The organism is Rhizobium laguerreae, from assembly GCF_019778565.1.
GTDB lineage: Bacteria > Pseudomonadota > Alphaproteobacteria > Rhizobiales > Rhizobiaceae > Rhizobium > Rhizobium laguerreae.
This window is the reverse complement of sequence record NZ_JAAXQT010000017.1, coordinates 23,264-38,140: the sequence shown is the minus strand read 5'-3', so window position 1 is coordinate 38,140 and position 14,877 is coordinate 23,264. Positions and strand designations below refer to the sequence as shown.

The window sequence follows — 14,877 nt, the reverse complement described above, 5'->3', positions numbered from 1 at the left end:
AAATCTATCGTGACCACCGTGCGATGATGTCGTCGGTATTTGCCAACGCCTTGCGGACTGCGTTGCGCGCCATGTTCGGCCGCTGCAGTCGAATGTTTTTCTCAATATTTTCATGAAGTTTCAGCGCATATCGCAAATTGTCTTCCTCCCGCGTCACATGGGCGAAGAGGTGGTTTAGCGCCGATTCGATCAAGACGCCGAGCGGCACCAGCAGATCATTTCCGGAGGCGCGCAAGATCGCGATGTGAAATCGCGTATCGGATTCTGTTCGCTGCTGGAGCGATGTCGCCTGATCCATGTCATGCAAGGCCTGGCTGATCGCGGTCATTTGCTCGTCAGTTCGGCGCTCCGCAGCAAGCGCAGTCGCTTCCGGCTCGATCATATGCCTGAGTTCTTGCACGGCCCTCAGAAAGGATTCGCGATCAGGAGATGCCGCATACCAGCCCAAGACATCTCGATCCAGCAGGTTCCAACGTTCCTTGGGTTCGACCCAGCTGCCGATTTTCGGGCGGGAAGAAAGCAGGCCCTTGGCCATCAACATCTTGATCGCTTCGCGCACCGCCGATCGGCTGACTTCAAAGACTTCCGACCATTTTGCTTCATTTGGCAGGATCGTGCCCGGCGGATAGTCGCCGCGCACGATTCGCAGACCGATCTCGCCTGCCAAGGACACATGAACACTCGCCCCAGTCATGCGGGGAGAATTTGGGCGCCTTGTGGTGGCCGAGCGGTCAACCATCACCACCTCGAGCGCAGCCGTTGGCTTTCCCGATTTTTTGTCAGGCATTTATTTCTACTGCCTCAGCATTCTTCGACTGTCTGCACGTGTGATCAAAACAATCGTAATAACGAGGAAGTCGCCTGCGATTGACGCCAGCACAAAGCGTGGAATTCAGGGCGCGTCAAGCCCAGCGGATCTCTCGATCCGTCTCGTAACGACAGATGGCGCACCCTTTGAACCGGGTGCGCCAACCGTGAACCTACTTTTGAATGCAGGTGTCGACTGTATCCTTCGTGCACTCATCGAGCCCGGTGAAGACCGGATCTTCAACCGGCTTGCCGGCAATCAGATCCATCATCACCGACGGTGCCTTGTAGCCCATCTCGAACGGCCGTTGGCCGACGAGCGCTGTCACCAGCCCTTCCTTCGCAATGGCGACCTCGTCGCCGATCGTGTCGGCGGCACCAATGACGAAATCGTTGCTGGCGATCTTGTCGGCCAGCGGCTTGAACAGGTCGCGATAGGGTTGCGGTGCGCCGAACAATGGCCAGCCACCCATAATGCCGAATGCGTCCAAGTCGGGATTGGCCGCGAGGATATCGGTCATTGCCTGAACGCCCTTGGCACCGTCGTCATTGGTGAACACCGGGCAACCGGCGACCTCGGTCCAGCCACCCTCGCCTTTCAGCTCGGTCAAGCCTTTCTGGCCAGTAAGTGTGTCGCGCATCCCTTGTGCGCGGCGTAGAATATTGTCTGCTCCCGGATTGCCTTCGATCGTGCAGATCTTGCCGCCCTTCGGCTTGCCCTTCTTGATGTATTCGCCGATGCGTGCGCCCATCAGATAGTTGTCGGTGCCGAGATAGGTCTTGCGCAAGGCTGCGTCCTCGGCGGCAAGATCGGCATCAAGCGTCATCACCGGAACCGTCGGATTGGCGGTCTTCAGGGTCTGGGCAATGAGCTTTGCATTTGACGGCGAGATTGCGATTGCCGCCGTGTCTGCCTTGCCCAACATATCCTGAACGATCTGCGCTTCGCCGGCTTCATCGGATGTCGATGCCGGACCGGTGTAGAAGCATTCGTATTCCGAAGTGGGGTTCTCCTTGTTCCATTTCTGGCAACCTTGATTGATTGCTTCGAAGAACGGATTGTCGAGGCCCTTGACGACGATGACGAGTTGCTTCTTGGCCAAGGCCTGCCCGGCGGTCAGTGCTAAAACTGCGGCTGTAAGTAGTAATGCCTTCCTCATAGTTTCCTCCCTTGAAACAGACGGACACCGCGTGCCCGCCACACCAAATCAACCCGGATACCAGACGATGCGAGGCTCCTCCTTTGAACGCTCGTATTGCCAGGCCGAGTTGATAAGCATTTCGAGATCGTAGTTTGGCTGCCAATCCAGCAGGTATTTGGCCTTGCTGTTGTCCATCCAATTGGAATGGAAGCGGCTCGGTATGTCGACAGAGCCGAGATTGCGCGTGCGCAAGAGATAGGCGGCGACTTCAGCATAGTCGACGGGGCGATCCATGCAGATATTGAAGAGCTGCCGCTCCGCCCGCGGGTTGTCGATCGCTGCCAGTATTGCCGAAACAAGGTCGTCGACATGAACGAAGTTGCGTTTCAGCGGACGACCGTCAGCATCGAGCAGCAGCGGCACCGTACCCATCGCCGCATAACGCCGCGCCGCGTCTTCCGGAACGAGCGTCTTCCAGTCCGGACCGCCAAAGACGTCGTCTCCAAAAGACAGCGAATACTTGAAATCGTCCTTTTCCATGATCCAGGGCGCGCGCAGACAACAGCCATTGAGGCCATACTGAATGCCAAACTGCTCCAGCATGACCTCTTCCAGGACTTTGGAGAGCGCATAGCTTCCCGGATAGGCACAATGGCGGGCGTTCTCGGTGATCGGGCCGTCGTGGCGATAGTGGAAATGTCCCACACCCGCATCACCACCGATCAGGATGAACTGGCGTGCGGTGACGCTCGTACGGAACTCCTCGAGCAGCCAAAAGAGACCTTTGACCGTGACATCCATGATGTCTTCAGGCGTTTCCTTGCATGTGGCGAGATGCACGACATGGGTAACATCATCCAGCGCCTTTGCCACGACATCGCGATCGGCGATCGAGCCTTGGAAGACATCGACACGGTCGGTCGCCTCGTACAAACGATTATGACAAAGCGCACGAATACGGGCTTTGGAAAATCTCGGATCGTCAAGCAGCCCAGCAATGAAGCGCCGCCCGACCTTGCCCGTCGCACCGGTCACAAGGATCAGCATGCTTTTTCTCCCCCATTGATAGCTAATATCCGGGCGCCACTTTCGTCAAATGATATTTGTCTGACAAAACAGATTTTTGCGACAATAAGGTCAATGGCCGGGACAATGAGTTGACGCTGTCGCAGGGTTTTGCGTAAATGCTCCCAATCGCTTTTCCTGGGAGGGTATTGGAAAAGCGAATTCGCCGGAGCCTTGCATCGAAGACATGCAGGGTTCGGTGCGATGGATAGCCCGCAGGTTTTGGGAGGCGAGGAGGCTGGTGGCGGTTCTTGAGCTCAGCAATATTTCCAAACATTTCGGTGCCATCCAGGCAGTCAACGATGTTTCGTTTTCGCTCGAAGCCGGGCAGGTTGTCGGCCTGATGGGCGATAACGGCGCTGGCAAGTCCACATTGGTGAAGATGATCGCCGGCAACTTTCGGCCGAGCCATGGAACCATGCGGCTCGACGGCGCCGATCTCGTGCTTCATCGGCCGAAGGAAGCACGCCAGCATGGCATCGAGATCGTTCACCAGGATTTGGCGCTCTGCAACAATCTGACGGCGGCAGCGAACGTGTTCCTCGGTCGGGAATTGCGCCGCGGCGTATGGCCTCTTCGCATCCTCGACCACAAGGCCATGTACAAGCGCGCCGGCGAGATATTTCGCGAGCTCAAATCCGAGACGCGGGCGCGCGATCTCGTCAAGCAAATGTCAGGTGGCCAGCGCCAAGCGGTCGCGATCGGCCGCACGATGCTGTCGGAAGCGAAAATCGTATTGATGGACGAGCCGACCGCAGCCATTTCCGTGCGCCAGGTGGCTGAGGTTCTGAATCTGATCCGCCAATTGCGGGATCAGGGCATTGTCGTTGTCCTGATCAGCCACCGCATGCCCGACGTCTTCTCGGTCGCCGACCGTGTGATCGTGATGCGGCGAGGCAGAAAGGTAGCCGACAAGCAGATTGCGGCAAGTTCGCCGGAGGAAGTGACGGGACTGATTACCGGCGCCATCGAACAGGTGTGATCGATGCTATCCGTTGCAACAAGAAGGAAGAAGGTCGACGATGGCGATTACACTTGACCAAACGATCGGACAGAAGCAACGGAGCTGGCTTGCAACGATCATGAGCGGCCAGACATTCTGGGTGCTGATTGCAGTCATTCTAGCCTGCATTTTTCTGTCGATGGCAACGGACTCCTTTGCGACGGCGAAGAACATCTACAACATCACCCGCAACGTCACCTTCGTCGCCATTATCGCGCTGGGCATGACGCTGGTCATCATCACCGGCGGCATCGATTTGTCCGTTGGCTCCGTACTTTGTCTGTGCAGCATGGTGCTGGCTGTGGTTATGCACGCGGGCTATAGTATTGAAGTCGGCATCGCCGCCTCGATCGGTACGGCTCTTCTGGTCGGAGCTTTCAACGGCGTCTTGATTGCCTATCTCGGCTTCCCGCCTTTCGTCGTCACGCTCGGCATGCTGTCGATTGCGCGCAGCCTTGCGATGGTTGCATCCAACAACACTGTGGTTTTTGAATTCGGACCTGATCACGACAAACTATTGGCTCTCGGTGGCGGCGCCTGGTTTTTCGGCATCGCCAATCCAGTGCTTTACATGGTCGTGCTGGCACTCATTACCGGTTTCGTGCTGCGCTGGACCAAGTTCGGCCGCTATGTATTTGCCATCGGCGGCAATGAGCACGCCGCGACACTGACAGGCGTTCCGGTGCCGAGGATCAAGGTCATCGTCTATATGATTTCTGCCCTGTCGGCGGGGGTTGCCGGCATCATTCAGACCGGCTGGCTCGGCGCCGTCACCACAAACATCGGCGCCGGGATGGAACTTCAGGTCATTGCCGCCGCGGTTATCGGCGGCGCCAATCTGGCGGGCGGCGTCGGCACCGCCTTTGGAGCCTTGGTCGGCGCCGCACTCATCGAGGTCATCCGTAACAGTCTTGGTTTGCTCGGTATCAACGCGTTCTGGCAGGGTTGCTTTATCGGTGGCGCAATCGTGCTCGCCGTCCTTTTCGACCGACTTCGCAACTTGCGACAGGGCGAGTAGACGAACCCCGCTCTTCAGAGATTTCTGCGGCTCGCGCCCGCGCCAGGAGCTGCCATACGTTCAAGCAGTCCAGCCTTGTTCAGTCCGCTTTATTGTCTGCCCGTTGCCATTGAAAAAGTGCACCTTCGAGACATCGGCGGTGAGCCCTAGTTGGTTTCCCGCCTTCATATCACCACCGTCGTGCAGGACGAGGCAATCATGCCCGTCCGGCAGCTTGACGTGAAGCAGTGTTACCGCCCCGGTATATTCACAAAGCCCGACGGTTCCGCGCAGCGTCCCGTCTCGAGGTTCCACGACCGTCAGATGTTCCGGCCTTATCCCGATGGTCTCGGCCGTGGTATCCGCTGCCCTTGCACCTGTCAGCAAAGGCGCGATATCTGCCGGGAGCAGGTTCATTTTTGGGCTTCCGATGAATTGCGCCACGAAGATATTTGCCGGCCGCTCATATAATTCCCGGGGGGAACCGACCTGCTCGACACGGCCGTCGCGCAGAACGACGATCTTGTCGGCGAGCGTCATCGCTTCGATTTGGTCGTGCGTTACATAGATCATCGTCGTGGAGAGCCGCTTGTGTAGTGCGGCGATTTCAGAGCGCATGTGCACGCGCAACTCTGCATCGAGGTTCGACAGCGGTTCGTCGAACAGGAAGACATCAGGATTTCCGACGATGGCCCGGCCGATCGCGACGCGCTGCCGCTGACCGCCGGAAAGCTCACGGGGGTAGCGATCGAGCAATGCTTCGAGCTTCAGCGTGGCGCTTGCTTCATCGACACGCTTCTGACGCTCCTGTGCCGGAACTTTGCGAACCTTCAGCCCGAAACCCATATTGTCCCGGACGGTCAGATGTGGATAGAGGGCATAGGATTGGAAGACCATGGCAACACCGCGTTTCGAAGCCGGCACTTCGTTGACCACCCGGCCGCCAATCGCAAGTTCACCGCCGCTGAGATATTCCAGTCCCGAAATCAGCCGCAGCAAGGTGGACTTGCCGCAGCCTGACGGACCGACGAATACGACGAACTCGCCCGGATCGATCCTGAGATCGACGCCGCGGATGACCTCGACGGCGCCGAAGCGTTTTTCGATGCCTTTAAGCGATACACTGCTCATGAACGAAAAATCCTCATCCCTTCACGCCTGATAGCGCAAAACTTTCGATGATCTGCCGCTGGGCGATCAGATAGACGATCAGGATCGGCACCACGGCAAGGCTGGTAGCGGCAAGCTGGAGGTTCCACAACGGCAAGCCGTAGCTGTCGTTGAAGTTCGACAAGGCCAAAGGCAGCGTGAACATGTCGAGCGAGCTCAGAAAGATCAGCGGCTCCAGGAACAGGTTCCACGAGAACAGAAAGGTGATGATGGAAACCGCAGCCAGGGCCGGACGCGCCATCGGCAGCGCAATCTTCCACCAAACGCCGAAGCGTGAGAGGCCGTCCATCTTGCCGGCTTCTTCCAGTTCCTTGGGCAGGGCCAAGAAATACTGGCGCATCAGGAACGTTGCCATCACCCCATGAGGGCCGAAGGTGGGCAGCAGGATCAGCGGCCAGTGAGTATCCACCAGGCCCAGCCAACGCATCAGGAAGAAGTTCGGAATGATCGTCACTTCCTCCGGCACCATGAGCGCCGAGATCAGAAAAAGCATCAGCAGCCCGGCACCGGCAAACCGCATGCGCGCCAGCGCATAGCCGGCCAGGGACGAGATGGCGAGGGTGAGCGCCGTCACCACGATCGCGATGTAAAGCGAGTTGAAATACTGCCGCGCGAACGGCTGGTAGGTGAACACTTCGACGAAATTCTGCCAGCGCCAGACGCGGGGAATAAGCGTCGGCGCACCGAATATCTCGGTCACGCTCTTGAAGCCGGCAGACACCATCCAAACGAATGGGAAAACAAAAGGTATGGCGGCGATCAGGAGCGCGATCGTCCAGCAGGTGCGGTAGAGGATCTGGATTTGGCGCTGGGTCATTCCGATCCCTTTCTCCGCAGCATCACCTGTACCAGGGTCAGCGCCATGATCATCACGAACATGATCATCGCGAGCGCCGAGGCATAGCCGACATTGAAGAACTTGAAGCCCTGCTGGTAGATGTAGAAGGCAAGCACCAGCGTGCCGTTTTCCGGGCCGCCACCGGTCATCTGATATATATGATCGAAGACCTTGAAAGAACCGATCGTCGTGATGACCATGATGACGAGCGTGGTCGGCGCCAGCAACGGCCAGGTGATCATGCTGAAGATCTGCCGGCGCGAGGCGCCTTCCAGGCGCGCTGCCTCTTCATAGTCCCGCGGGATCGCCTGCAGCGCCGCAATGTAGAGGATCATGTTGAGGCCGACCATCTTGATGACGCGGGTGACGATGACCGCCGCCATGGCCCAGTTCGGTTCACGCAGCCAGTTTGGACCAGTGATCCCGACCAGCGCCAGTACCTGGTTGATGAAACCACCTTCTCCCTGCAGCAGAAATTTCCAGACGATCGCCCAGGCGATAGCCGAGGTGATGACGGGAGCGAAAAACACCGTGCGAAAGAACACGACCCCGAAGAACGGCCGGGAAAGGGCGAGCGCCAAGGCGAGCGCGAGCGCCATGTTGAGCGGCACGAGACCGATCGCGAAAATAACCGAATTGCGTACCACAAGCCAAAAGTCAGGGTTTTCGAGGAGCGCATTCTGAAAATTGGCAAGGCCTACGAAGGTGGCCTGCTGGCTGAGCAGGTTCCATTCGGTCATTGAATAATAGACCACTGCACAGAGCGGACCGAGGAAGAAGATGAGGAAGCCGATGAAGGTGGGGCTGACAAACAGCCACGCCTCCATCATCTCTCTCATCTTCAACGTCAGCCAGGTCTTTTGGCCGGTTCGAATGGAGTTATGAACGGTATCGGCCATCTTCGTTCTGATCAAAGCAGCGGCTGGATTGCCGCGCAGATGCCCTTGATGGCGGCATCGACATCGGCATCCGGCTTCCACAGGGCATCGACGCGAGGCGCCATGGCGGCAAGGATCTGGGGCGCTTTTTCGTTAGCCGAGACCACCCGGCCCTTTTCTATCGCGGCAGCCACATTCTTCATCATCTCGGGCGGCACGAGCTTGTTGCCGTTGATGAATGCATCGGCCTGCAGAACGCTCTTGCGGGCCGGCGGGAAGAACTGCGCCATGGTGGCGACGTTCTCCTTATTGGTCATATGCGCCACGAATTCTGCGGCGATTTCGGTATTCTTGCCTTGGGCGAACACAACAAGACCGGCCTGGCCAATAACGGGTGACTCACCACCTGGGCCGGTGGGCAACGGTGCGATGCCCCACTTGAAGCCGGCTTCCGCCATCTTCGAAGCACGGGAAATCTGGTTGACCGTCATCGCCGAATTGCCGGAGAAGTAATCACCCTGTTCGCCCGGCGGAACGATGGACTTGTCCTTGAAGACCATGTCATGCAGCTGCTTGACCGCCTTGACGGCTTCTGGCTTGTCGAAGCCGCATTCCTTGTTCGACCAGATGTCGCCGCCATAGGCGCGGATTGGCGGCAGAAGGGCGTGGGTCATGCGAGAGGCATAGCCTTCGCCATCCTTGAACTCGAAGCCCCATTTGCCGGGATTGGCTGCCGCGAGCTTCTTGGAGACTTCCTGGAACATGTCCATGTTCCATTCGCCCTTGGCGGCGAGCGTCAGCGGATCTTCGAGCCCGGCTTTGTCGAACATGTCCTTGTTGTAGTAGATCATGAAAGGCGAGGTGGAGAACGGAATGCCGTAGACCGTTTCATCCTTCTGCCAGAGGCCCATGGCCGGCTTCGAAAAATCGTCGAAATCATAGCCTTCCGCCGCCTTGAGCGTCGGGCCGATATCCATCAGAAGATTGGCGTTTTCGAAAGCCGGAGCGGCATCCTCCATCATCCAGGCTATGTCGGGAGCATTGCCGCCGGCGATCTGGAAGGTCAGTTTCTGGGTGTAGTCGCTGACCGGCACGGTCTCGAACTTCACGTTCACGTCGGGATGCGTGGCTTTGAAGCTCTCCGCAATGCCATTCAGCATCTTCAGATGAGCCTCGCTCCCGGTCCAGACCGTCATGCGGAGATCCGTCGCGAAGACGGCGGACGTCGATATGCACAATGTCAACGCGGATGCTGCGATACCTGCTATTGCGGCCTTCATGGTTTCCTCCCTTTTTAGTCGTCGGCGATCAGCCTTCACCGAATGAATGCAAACGGCATTCGTCCGGCGTTTGGCTGCAAGCTGCGGCGGGTGGTGCCGCCGCGTGATCTCGAAAACCTTGCCACACGCCGCTCACCCGGCGGCGTGCGGAAGGCTCCCGGGCGCGTCTCCGATCGACCATCCTCCGTCGACCGGGATATTTGCACCCGTAATGTAGCTGGCAGCATCGCTGCACAAAAAAACAAACGCCCCAACCAGGTCCTGCGGCTGGCCCGGCCTGCCCACAGGGATCTTGGCGGCAACCGCTTTGCGGAACGCCGGGTCGCCGTAGCGCGCGGCACTGGCTTCGATCTCGATCGCACCCGGCGAAACCACATTCAGCGTGACTCCGCGATGGCCGGTTTCGCGCGCAATCGACCTGATCGCAGTCAACTGCGCCGCCTTGAGCGACGCATAAACAACCGTTTCCGCCCGCGGCCGCACCGCCATGATACTGCCTGTGGCGACGACCCTGCCCCAGCCCCGCTCGGCCATCGGCGGAACCAGCTTTGCCGTCAGCGTCAGCAGCGCCGAGAAATTCGATGCCACATGGGCGTTGACATGCGCCTCATCCAACTCCTGCCAGGGCCGCCGATGTTCGATGGCGGCATTGGCAATGAGGATATCGATCGGGCCGTGTGTTTTGAGCACCTCATCGGCAAAAGCCTGCGTCGCACGCCCGTCGGTGAAGTCTGCTTCCAGTACCGGCGCTGTGCCGCCGGTCGCCCGGGCCACCTCACGCGCGCCCGTCTCATTACCGAAATGATGCAGGATCAGTTCCGCTCCATGCTCCGCAAGGCCAAGCGCAACAGCCCGGCCGATGCCGGAACTGGCACCGGTTACCAGCACGCGTCGGCCTTTCAGTGAAAAGCGCGCGGCGCTCATCGCTCGGCATCTTTCAACTTGTCGGCCACCTCGAGCGAGGCAATGTCGGCAGCTTCGAAATGCTCCCGGATTTTTTGCTCGGCGAGGTCGGCATCACCAACTGCAATTGCGTCGTAGATTGCCTGATGCCGGCCAATCGTTGCCCGCCAGTCAGCGTCGCTGCGATTGGCGCGACGTGAAAACAATTCCGACACCTCGCGCTGCACGGAACGCATGCTCTCCATGTGCACGCGGATCATGTAATTACCCGTCGTCACGGCGAGGCCGAGGTGAAACAGGATGTCGGCGGCGGTAAAGCCGGAGGGCTCCTGGACGGAAGCCAGCATGCCCGCCAGGCCCTGCCGCATAATATCCAGACCTTCCGGATCGCGACGTTCGGCGGCGAGTCGGGCAATTCCCGTCTCGACGACGCGGCGCATTTCATTGGCTTCGCGCAGCCGCTTGAGACTGGAGCGGACCGCGTAGCCGTAGATTTTGTCCATCGATTCGCCGCTCAGCGCCTTGGCCCGGGCAACCTTGCCTTGTTGGGTGAAGATCAGCCCGGCTGCCGTCAGCTGGCGAAGCGCCTCGCGGGCGATAGGCTTCGAGACGCCGAACTCCCTGGCGATCTCCCCTTCGGGCGGCAACGGCTCGCCAGGCGAGATGCGCCCATCAAAGAGCGCGGCGGCAATCGCATCGGAAACCCCATCCGCCAACCGCGAAGGGTTGGGCGGCTTGGCGGTGAAAACGGGTTTCCTTTCGGGAATTTCACTCATCTCGATCCTCATATTCACAAAGCTAACACGCAGTTTCCAACTTAGCAACTAGGTTTATCAGTTGCCAAGTCACCAACATCTAGCTAGGAATAACAGACACGCCCCAAAGCAGCGAGCAAAACCAAGAGCAACGAGCAAAACATTGGGAACGAAAGAGCCGATGGATTCTGTGCAACCTTCGACCGGACCGGCGATCATTATTTCAGATGTCATCGCCCATCCGCTCAGCCAGATGCTGCCCAAACCGACCGTCACGTCCTGGGGCACCTATCACAAGGTCTCGATGGTCCTCGTCGAGGTGCGCACCGATGCCGGCATCGTCGGCGTCGGTGAGGTTCTGGCCCGGTTTTCGCCCAAGGCCTATGTGGAGCTTATCGAAACCTCGTTAAAGCCACGGCTGATCGGACAGGACGCACGCAACATCGGCGCGCTCTGGCAATCCATGCGGCGCTCGCTGTCAGGCCGCGCCGGCGGCATGCTGATCGAGGCGATCGCTGGCGTCGACATTGCGCTGTGGGACATCATGGGCAAGGCCGCGGGCATGCCGATCGCCAAGCTGCTTGGCGGCATCGGCCGGAAAACGATCGAGGTCTATGCCGCCGCCGTAAACTGGGTCGACGATGCTGAGGCGGATCGGGAACTGGAGCGCTATATCGGCGAGGGATTCTCGCGCATCAAAGTCAAGATGGCCAATCCCGTCCGGGAAGCCTGCCGGCGCATCGAACGGCTGCGCAAACGCGCCGGCGACGATATCGAACTCTGTGTCGACGCCAACTGGGCCTATGATCTGGACCAAGCGATCGAAGTCGGCGGGGCACTTTCGGCCAACGACTACTTCTGGTTCGAGGAGCCGCTGGCGCCGGAAAACGAGCAAGGCTACGAAGAACTTCGCAAACGCTGCGACGTGCCGCTCGCAGCCGGAGAGAGCAACTTTACCGCCGATCAGGCGCAGCGTCTCGTCGCCAACCGCACCCTTTCAATCCTGCAGCCGGATGTCGCCCGTGCCGGCGGCATATCCGAAACACGTCGCATGGCAGACTATGCCGCCCTGCACGATGTGGGCTACGCCCCGCATATCGGGATGTCCGGCATTATCTGCGAGACGGCCAGCACGCATCTTGCGGCCGCCCTTCCGAATTTCCGGGTGATGGAATGCGAATGCGATCTTAGCCCCTTCAAGCGCGACCTGGCCAATCTGGCGCCCGGCTGCCTGCGCCAGAAGAACGGCAGGCTCGACGTGCCGACACGGCCGGGTCTCGGCATCGAAATCGATTGGGACGCCGTCAAACGGCTCCGCGTACAGTGAGGTCAACGCCATAATGACAACATCAGCCCCCTCTTCCACAGCAGACATGATGGAAGCCATGAGGCTCGCCATGCTTCGCGCAGATCCGGCGCTCAGCCGTTTCGATCCTCTGCCGCGCATCCTGTCCTTTGACGATTTTTCGCGCGGGCATTGCGGCTGGTCACAGTTGGTCGGCAATTACGAGGACAACCTCGACGTCATGCTGCCCGGCTTTGCCCAGCACTCGAGCGCCATGCTCTCAACTCTCGGACATTGGGATGCAGGATCCCACGGCGGCATGGATTCGTCCTATGCGCTGAAGATCGCCACAAAGGCAAAACCGGGTGCCCAGAACGTTGCAATCAAGCGTCATACCTTCCGCAAGCGCGGGCCGATCCGCTTCGAGATTTTCTTCACGTTCAAGCCGGAGGCGACGGAACTGAAACTATCGGAAACCGACGTGCGATCGATCGGCTTCCTGTTCGACCTGCAATGCGGCGATCGCGACGGAGATGGCGAGCGGGTTATGCCACATCTACGCTTTCTCAATGCACTCGACGGCAAGCACTTGCAGAAATGGCAGTACAAACGTGAGACCACGTCCTTCACCGCCATCGGCCGGGAAGACAAGACCGTAAGCCACTATCACCTGGCGCCTGAAGGTTGGCTGGACCTGCCGGATGGTGAACAACGGCTCTGCTACAACGAGATCCCGACGAAAGTGAACTGGAGCTATATGCGCTTCGATTTCGACCTCGCCTCCATGAAGGCGACCGGCTTGCAGTGCAACGACCGGAATTTCGACGTATCCGGCTTCGAGTCGATCCGGATTCCGGCGATGAAAAACCTCTGGTGCATGCTGAACTTCTGCCTGTTCGCCGAGACGGATGTCGCCAAACGCGCCTTTCTCTACGTCGATTCCATCTGCATTTCAGGGGATTTTTGATGCTTCCCGAAAACATAACGGCGGTGATAACCCGCAATGAGCGCTGGAGCGGCGACGCCGCGAGCGAACCCTATGAGGCCGGCTGGGCGCGTGAAGCCGTGTTCTTCATTCGGGCGTTGAAGCCTCCCGTCGGCACTGTACCCAAGGGCTGGGTGGAAATCTCGCCTGACGGCATGCACTGGGTTCGCGAAGGAACGGAATTCGCCATGCCGGGCGAACAGGACGGCATTGCCGTGGCCCGGCTCAACGCCTTCGGCAATTGGCTGCGCGTTGCAACCCGCTTTGCCGATGGCGCCGAATGCACCGTGCTGGTGACCCTTCATCTGAAGGCCTGACTTGAGAAAACACGGGTATATAGCTTCCGCGCTTTCTCCTTCCGTCAGCCAAGATAGGCGCCCTGGGCCAGAAGTTCCCTGCGCAAATCCGCGTAGTCGACATGCCGGGGGCTTGCCCTGTTGCCGACCGAAAGCGCTGCGGCAACACCGGCCGCCTGGCCGAGCGCAAAACAGGGCGGCATGACGCGAATGGCGCTGAGCGCCTCATGCGTCGCCGAGACCGCGCGGCCGGACACCAGCAGGCCCTCATGAACGCGCGGCAGCATGACACGGTAGGGTATCTGGTAGATATTGGCCGCATCAAGCCCCTGGCCACCGGTCCCACCGCCCGAACCTGTGGGGTCGTGAATATCGAGCGGATAGCCGCACAACGCCACGACATCTTCGAAGGCGCGGCCGGAATGCAAATCTTGCAGCGTCAGTTCGTAGGCGCCATCGATCCGTCGGGTTTCCCGTACGCCGATCTGGGTTGCCGTGTCCCGCAGTTCCACCTGTTCGAAGCCGGGCAGATTGTTGCGGAAGAAATCGAGCAGCGCCACGGTCTGCTCCCGGCCTTCGACCTCGGCAAGCGAGAGCTCAAGGGCGTCAGCCCCATTGCGGCGCAACACGCGGCCGGTATTGATGCGCCAGACGCCCGGTTCCATGGTTTTGTAAAGGCCGATGCCGCGGCGAGGCGCGGGAAAGCGGCCCTCGGCCGTCGCCTTGGCGACGATCGAGGCGAAAGGCCGAAAATCCTGCGGATGCGCGCGGATGTAATCCTCCACAGCCTGGTCATCGACGTTCTGCACGCGGAAGAACAATGTTTGCGGCTGGGAAAGGCCGTCGCTTTCCCGCCCCTGACGGGTATGGACACCGGCATAATGGGCGACATCGCCGTCGGCCGAGCAATCGACGACGACCTTGGCACGAACGCTCCTCAACCCGCCTTTGCCGGCGCAAACGACCCCGAGCACCCGGGGATTGTCCGCGTCATGGTCATCGACAATGGCATCGACGACCATGGTGTGCAGCAACAATTCCACTCCCGCCTCGACGCACATGCGCTGCGCCGCGACCTTCGCCGCCTCAGGCTGGAAAGGTGTCACCTTGTCGTGGCCGTAGACGATGAAGCCGCAATAGGCCGAACCTGCCGGGATCGTACTCGGATGCAGCGCGCCGCCGAGCGCCATCATCCGCTGAACGAATTCTTCGTAGATGCCCCGGATCAGTTGCTGGCTGCCGTCGAGCGAATAGGAGGTCATGCAGGGGCCGACGAGGCCCGCCGTAAGGTTGCCGCCGAGGAAGCCGTAGCGCTCCACAAGGCGTACCCGCACGCCAAGACGTGCCGCCGCGACCGCGGCCGATAATCCCGATGGTCCGCCCCCGATGACGAGCACATCGACATCATCGAGTTCGGGAATATCGGCCGAATAGGCGTAACGGCGGGCTGTCTGCTGCATACTTCTATCCCCT

The 14,877-nt window shown here is 59.5% G+C and carries 15 protein-coding genes; 5 read left to right on the top strand and 10 right to left on the bottom strand.

What is annotated here, in order from left to right; genetic code table 11:
• Positions 1–4: 4 nt before the first annotated feature.
• The 3 genes from HFO71_RS33780 to HFO71_RS33770 all read right to left on the bottom strand — a co-directional run bounded on the left by HFO71_RS33780 (position 5) and on the right by HFO71_RS33770 (position 2,996).
• The gene (locus HFO71_RS33780; protein WP_077979171.1) at positions 5–787 is read right to left on the bottom strand and encodes a FadR/GntR family transcriptional regulator; all 783 of its coding nucleotides are present in this window, start codon (positions 785–787) and stop codon (positions 5–7) included.
• 193 nt (positions 788–980) lie between these two features.
• On the bottom strand, positions 981–1,967 hold the full coding sequence (locus HFO71_RS33775) for a substrate-binding domain-containing protein (protein ID WP_077979172.1): 987 nt from the start codon (positions 1,965–1,967) through the stop codon (positions 981–983).
• Between the two features lie 48 nt (positions 1,968–2,015).
• Positions 2,016–2,996 (bottom strand): NAD-dependent epimerase/dehydratase family protein, encoded by a 981-nt coding sequence (locus HFO71_RS33770; protein WP_077979173.1) that lies wholly within the window; start codon positions 2,994–2,996, stop codon positions 2,016–2,018.
• Positions 2,997–3,255: 259 nt separating this feature from the next.
• Between HFO71_RS33770 and HFO71_RS33765 the strand changes: the two genes are divergently transcribed.
• The gene (locus HFO71_RS33765) at positions 3,256–3,996 is read left to right on the top strand and encodes an ATP-binding cassette domain-containing protein (protein WP_025395777.1); all 741 of its coding nucleotides are present in this window, start codon (positions 3,256–3,258) and stop codon (positions 3,994–3,996) included.
• A gap of 40 nt (positions 3,997–4,036) precedes the next feature.
• On the top strand, positions 4,037–5,035 hold the full coding sequence (locus tag HFO71_RS33760; protein WP_029872506.1) for an ABC transporter permease: 999 nt from the start codon (positions 4,037–4,039) through the stop codon (positions 5,033–5,035).
• A gap of 60 nt (positions 5,036–5,095) precedes the next feature.
• Here HFO71_RS33760 and HFO71_RS33755 read toward each other — a convergent pair whose 3' ends face one another.
• The 6 genes from HFO71_RS33755 to HFO71_RS33730 all read right to left on the bottom strand — a co-directional run bounded on the left by HFO71_RS33755 (position 5,096) and on the right by HFO71_RS33730 (position 10,859).
• Positions 5,096–6,145 carry an ABC transporter ATP-binding protein gene (locus HFO71_RS33755; protein ID WP_077979174.1) on the bottom strand — a complete coding sequence of 350 codons (1,050 nt, stop codon included), beginning with the start codon at positions 6,143–6,145 and terminating at the stop codon, positions 5,096–5,098.
• 13 nt (positions 6,146–6,158) lie between these two features.
• The gene (locus tag HFO71_RS33750) at positions 6,159–7,001 is read right to left on the bottom strand and encodes a carbohydrate ABC transporter permease (protein WP_132613920.1); all 843 of its coding nucleotides are present in this window, start codon (positions 6,999–7,001) and stop codon (positions 6,159–6,161) included.
• A complete protein-coding gene (locus HFO71_RS33745) occupies positions 6,998–7,921 on the bottom strand; it encodes a carbohydrate ABC transporter permease (protein WP_132613922.1) in 924 nt (307 codons plus the stop codon). The genes HFO71_RS33750 and HFO71_RS33745 overlap by 4 nt, the downstream gene beginning before the upstream one ends.
• 11 nt (positions 7,922–7,932) lie before the next feature.
• Complete coding sequence (locus HFO71_RS33740; protein ID WP_221989026.1) at positions 7,933–9,180, bottom strand: ABC transporter substrate-binding protein; 1,248 nt, start codon at positions 9,178–9,180, stop codon at positions 7,933–7,935.
• Between the two features lie 132 nt (positions 9,181–9,312).
• Complete coding sequence (locus HFO71_RS33735) at positions 9,313–10,104, bottom strand: SDR family NAD(P)-dependent oxidoreductase (protein ID WP_077979177.1); 792 nt, start codon at positions 10,102–10,104, stop codon at positions 9,313–9,315.
• Positions 10,101–10,859: a FadR/GntR family transcriptional regulator gene (locus tag HFO71_RS33730; RefSeq protein ID WP_077979277.1), complete on the bottom strand. Its 759-nt coding sequence runs from the start codon at positions 10,857–10,859 to the stop codon at positions 10,101–10,103. Before HFO71_RS33730 ends, HFO71_RS33735 begins: the two co-directional genes overlap by 4 nt.
• A 160-nt stretch (positions 10,860–11,019) precedes the next feature.
• Between HFO71_RS33730 and HFO71_RS33725 the strand changes: the two genes are divergently transcribed.
• The 3 genes from HFO71_RS33725 to HFO71_RS33715 are packed head-to-tail and all read left to right on the top strand — an operon-like array spanning position 11,020 to position 13,425.
• Positions 11,020–12,165, top strand: coding sequence for a mandelate racemase/muconate lactonizing enzyme family protein (locus tag HFO71_RS33725; RefSeq protein ID WP_168257743.1), 1,146 nt, complete (start codon positions 11,020–11,022; stop codon positions 12,163–12,165).
• A 58-nt stretch (positions 12,166–12,223) separates the two neighbouring features.
• Positions 12,224–13,090 (top strand): DUF6772 family protein, encoded by an 867-nt coding sequence (locus HFO71_RS33720; RefSeq protein WP_017989306.1) that lies wholly within the window; start codon positions 12,224–12,226, stop codon positions 13,088–13,090.
• On the top strand, positions 13,090–13,425 hold the full coding sequence (locus HFO71_RS33715) for a hypothetical protein (RefSeq protein ID WP_168257742.1): 336 nt from the start codon (positions 13,090–13,092) through the stop codon (positions 13,423–13,425). Before HFO71_RS33720 ends, HFO71_RS33715 begins: the two co-directional genes overlap by 1 nt.
• 44 nt (positions 13,426–13,469) lie before the next feature.
• Here the strand turns inward: HFO71_RS33715 and HFO71_RS33710 are convergent, their stop codons facing one another.
• On the bottom strand, positions 13,470–14,864 hold the full coding sequence (locus tag HFO71_RS33710) for an FAD-dependent oxidoreductase (protein ID WP_221969754.1): 1,395 nt from the start codon (positions 14,862–14,864) through the stop codon (positions 13,470–13,472).
• Between the last annotated feature and the right edge of the window lie 13 nt (positions 14,865–14,877).

Coding starts and splice junctions, on each gene's coding strand:
- HFO71_RS33780 (WP_077979171.1), bottom strand. CDS start 787: ATGCCTGACAAAAAATCGGGAAAGCCAACGGCTGCGCTCGAGGTGGTG.
- HFO71_RS33775 (WP_077979172.1), bottom strand. CDS start 1,967: ATGAGGAAGGCATTACTACTTACAGCCGCAGTTTTAGCACTGACCGCC.
- HFO71_RS33770 (WP_077979173.1), bottom strand. CDS start 2,996: ATGCTGATCCTTGTGACCGGTGCGACGGGCAAGGTCGGGCGGCGCTTC.
- HFO71_RS33760 (WP_029872506.1), top strand. CDS start 4,037: ATGGCGATTACACTTGACCAAACGATCGGACAGAAGCAACGGAGCTGG.
- HFO71_RS33755 (WP_077979174.1), bottom strand. CDS start 6,145: ATGAGCAGTGTATCGCTTAAAGGCATCGAAAAACGCTTCGGCGCCGTC.
- HFO71_RS33750 (WP_132613920.1), bottom strand. CDS start 7,001: ATGACCCAGCGCCAAATCCAGATCCTCTACCGCACCTGCTGGACGATC.
- HFO71_RS33745 (WP_132613922.1), bottom strand. CDS start 7,921: ATGGCCGATACCGTTCATAACTCCATTCGAACCGGCCAAAAGACCTGG.
- HFO71_RS33740 (WP_221989026.1), bottom strand. CDS start 9,180: ATGAAGGCCGCAATAGCAGGTATCGCAGCATCCGCGTTGACATTGTGC.
- HFO71_RS33735 (WP_077979177.1), bottom strand. CDS start 10,104: ATGAGCGCCGCGCGCTTTTCACTGAAAGGCCGACGCGTGCTGGTAACC.
- HFO71_RS33730 (WP_077979277.1), bottom strand. CDS start 10,859: ATGAGTGAAATTCCCGAAAGGAAACCCGTTTTCACCGCCAAGCCGCCC.
- HFO71_RS33725 (WP_168257743.1), top strand. CDS start 11,020: ATGGATTCTGTGCAACCTTCGACCGGACCGGCGATCATTATTTCAGAT.
- HFO71_RS33720 (WP_017989306.1), top strand. CDS start 12,224: ATGAGGCTCGCCATGCTTCGCGCAGATCCGGCGCTCAGCCGTTTCGAT.
- HFO71_RS33715 (WP_168257742.1), top strand. CDS start 13,090: ATGCTTCCCGAAAACATAACGGCGGTGATAACCCGCAATGAGCGCTGG.
- HFO71_RS33710 (WP_221969754.1), bottom strand. CDS start 14,864: ATGCAGCAGACAGCCCGCCGTTACGCCTATTCGGCCGATATTCCCGAA.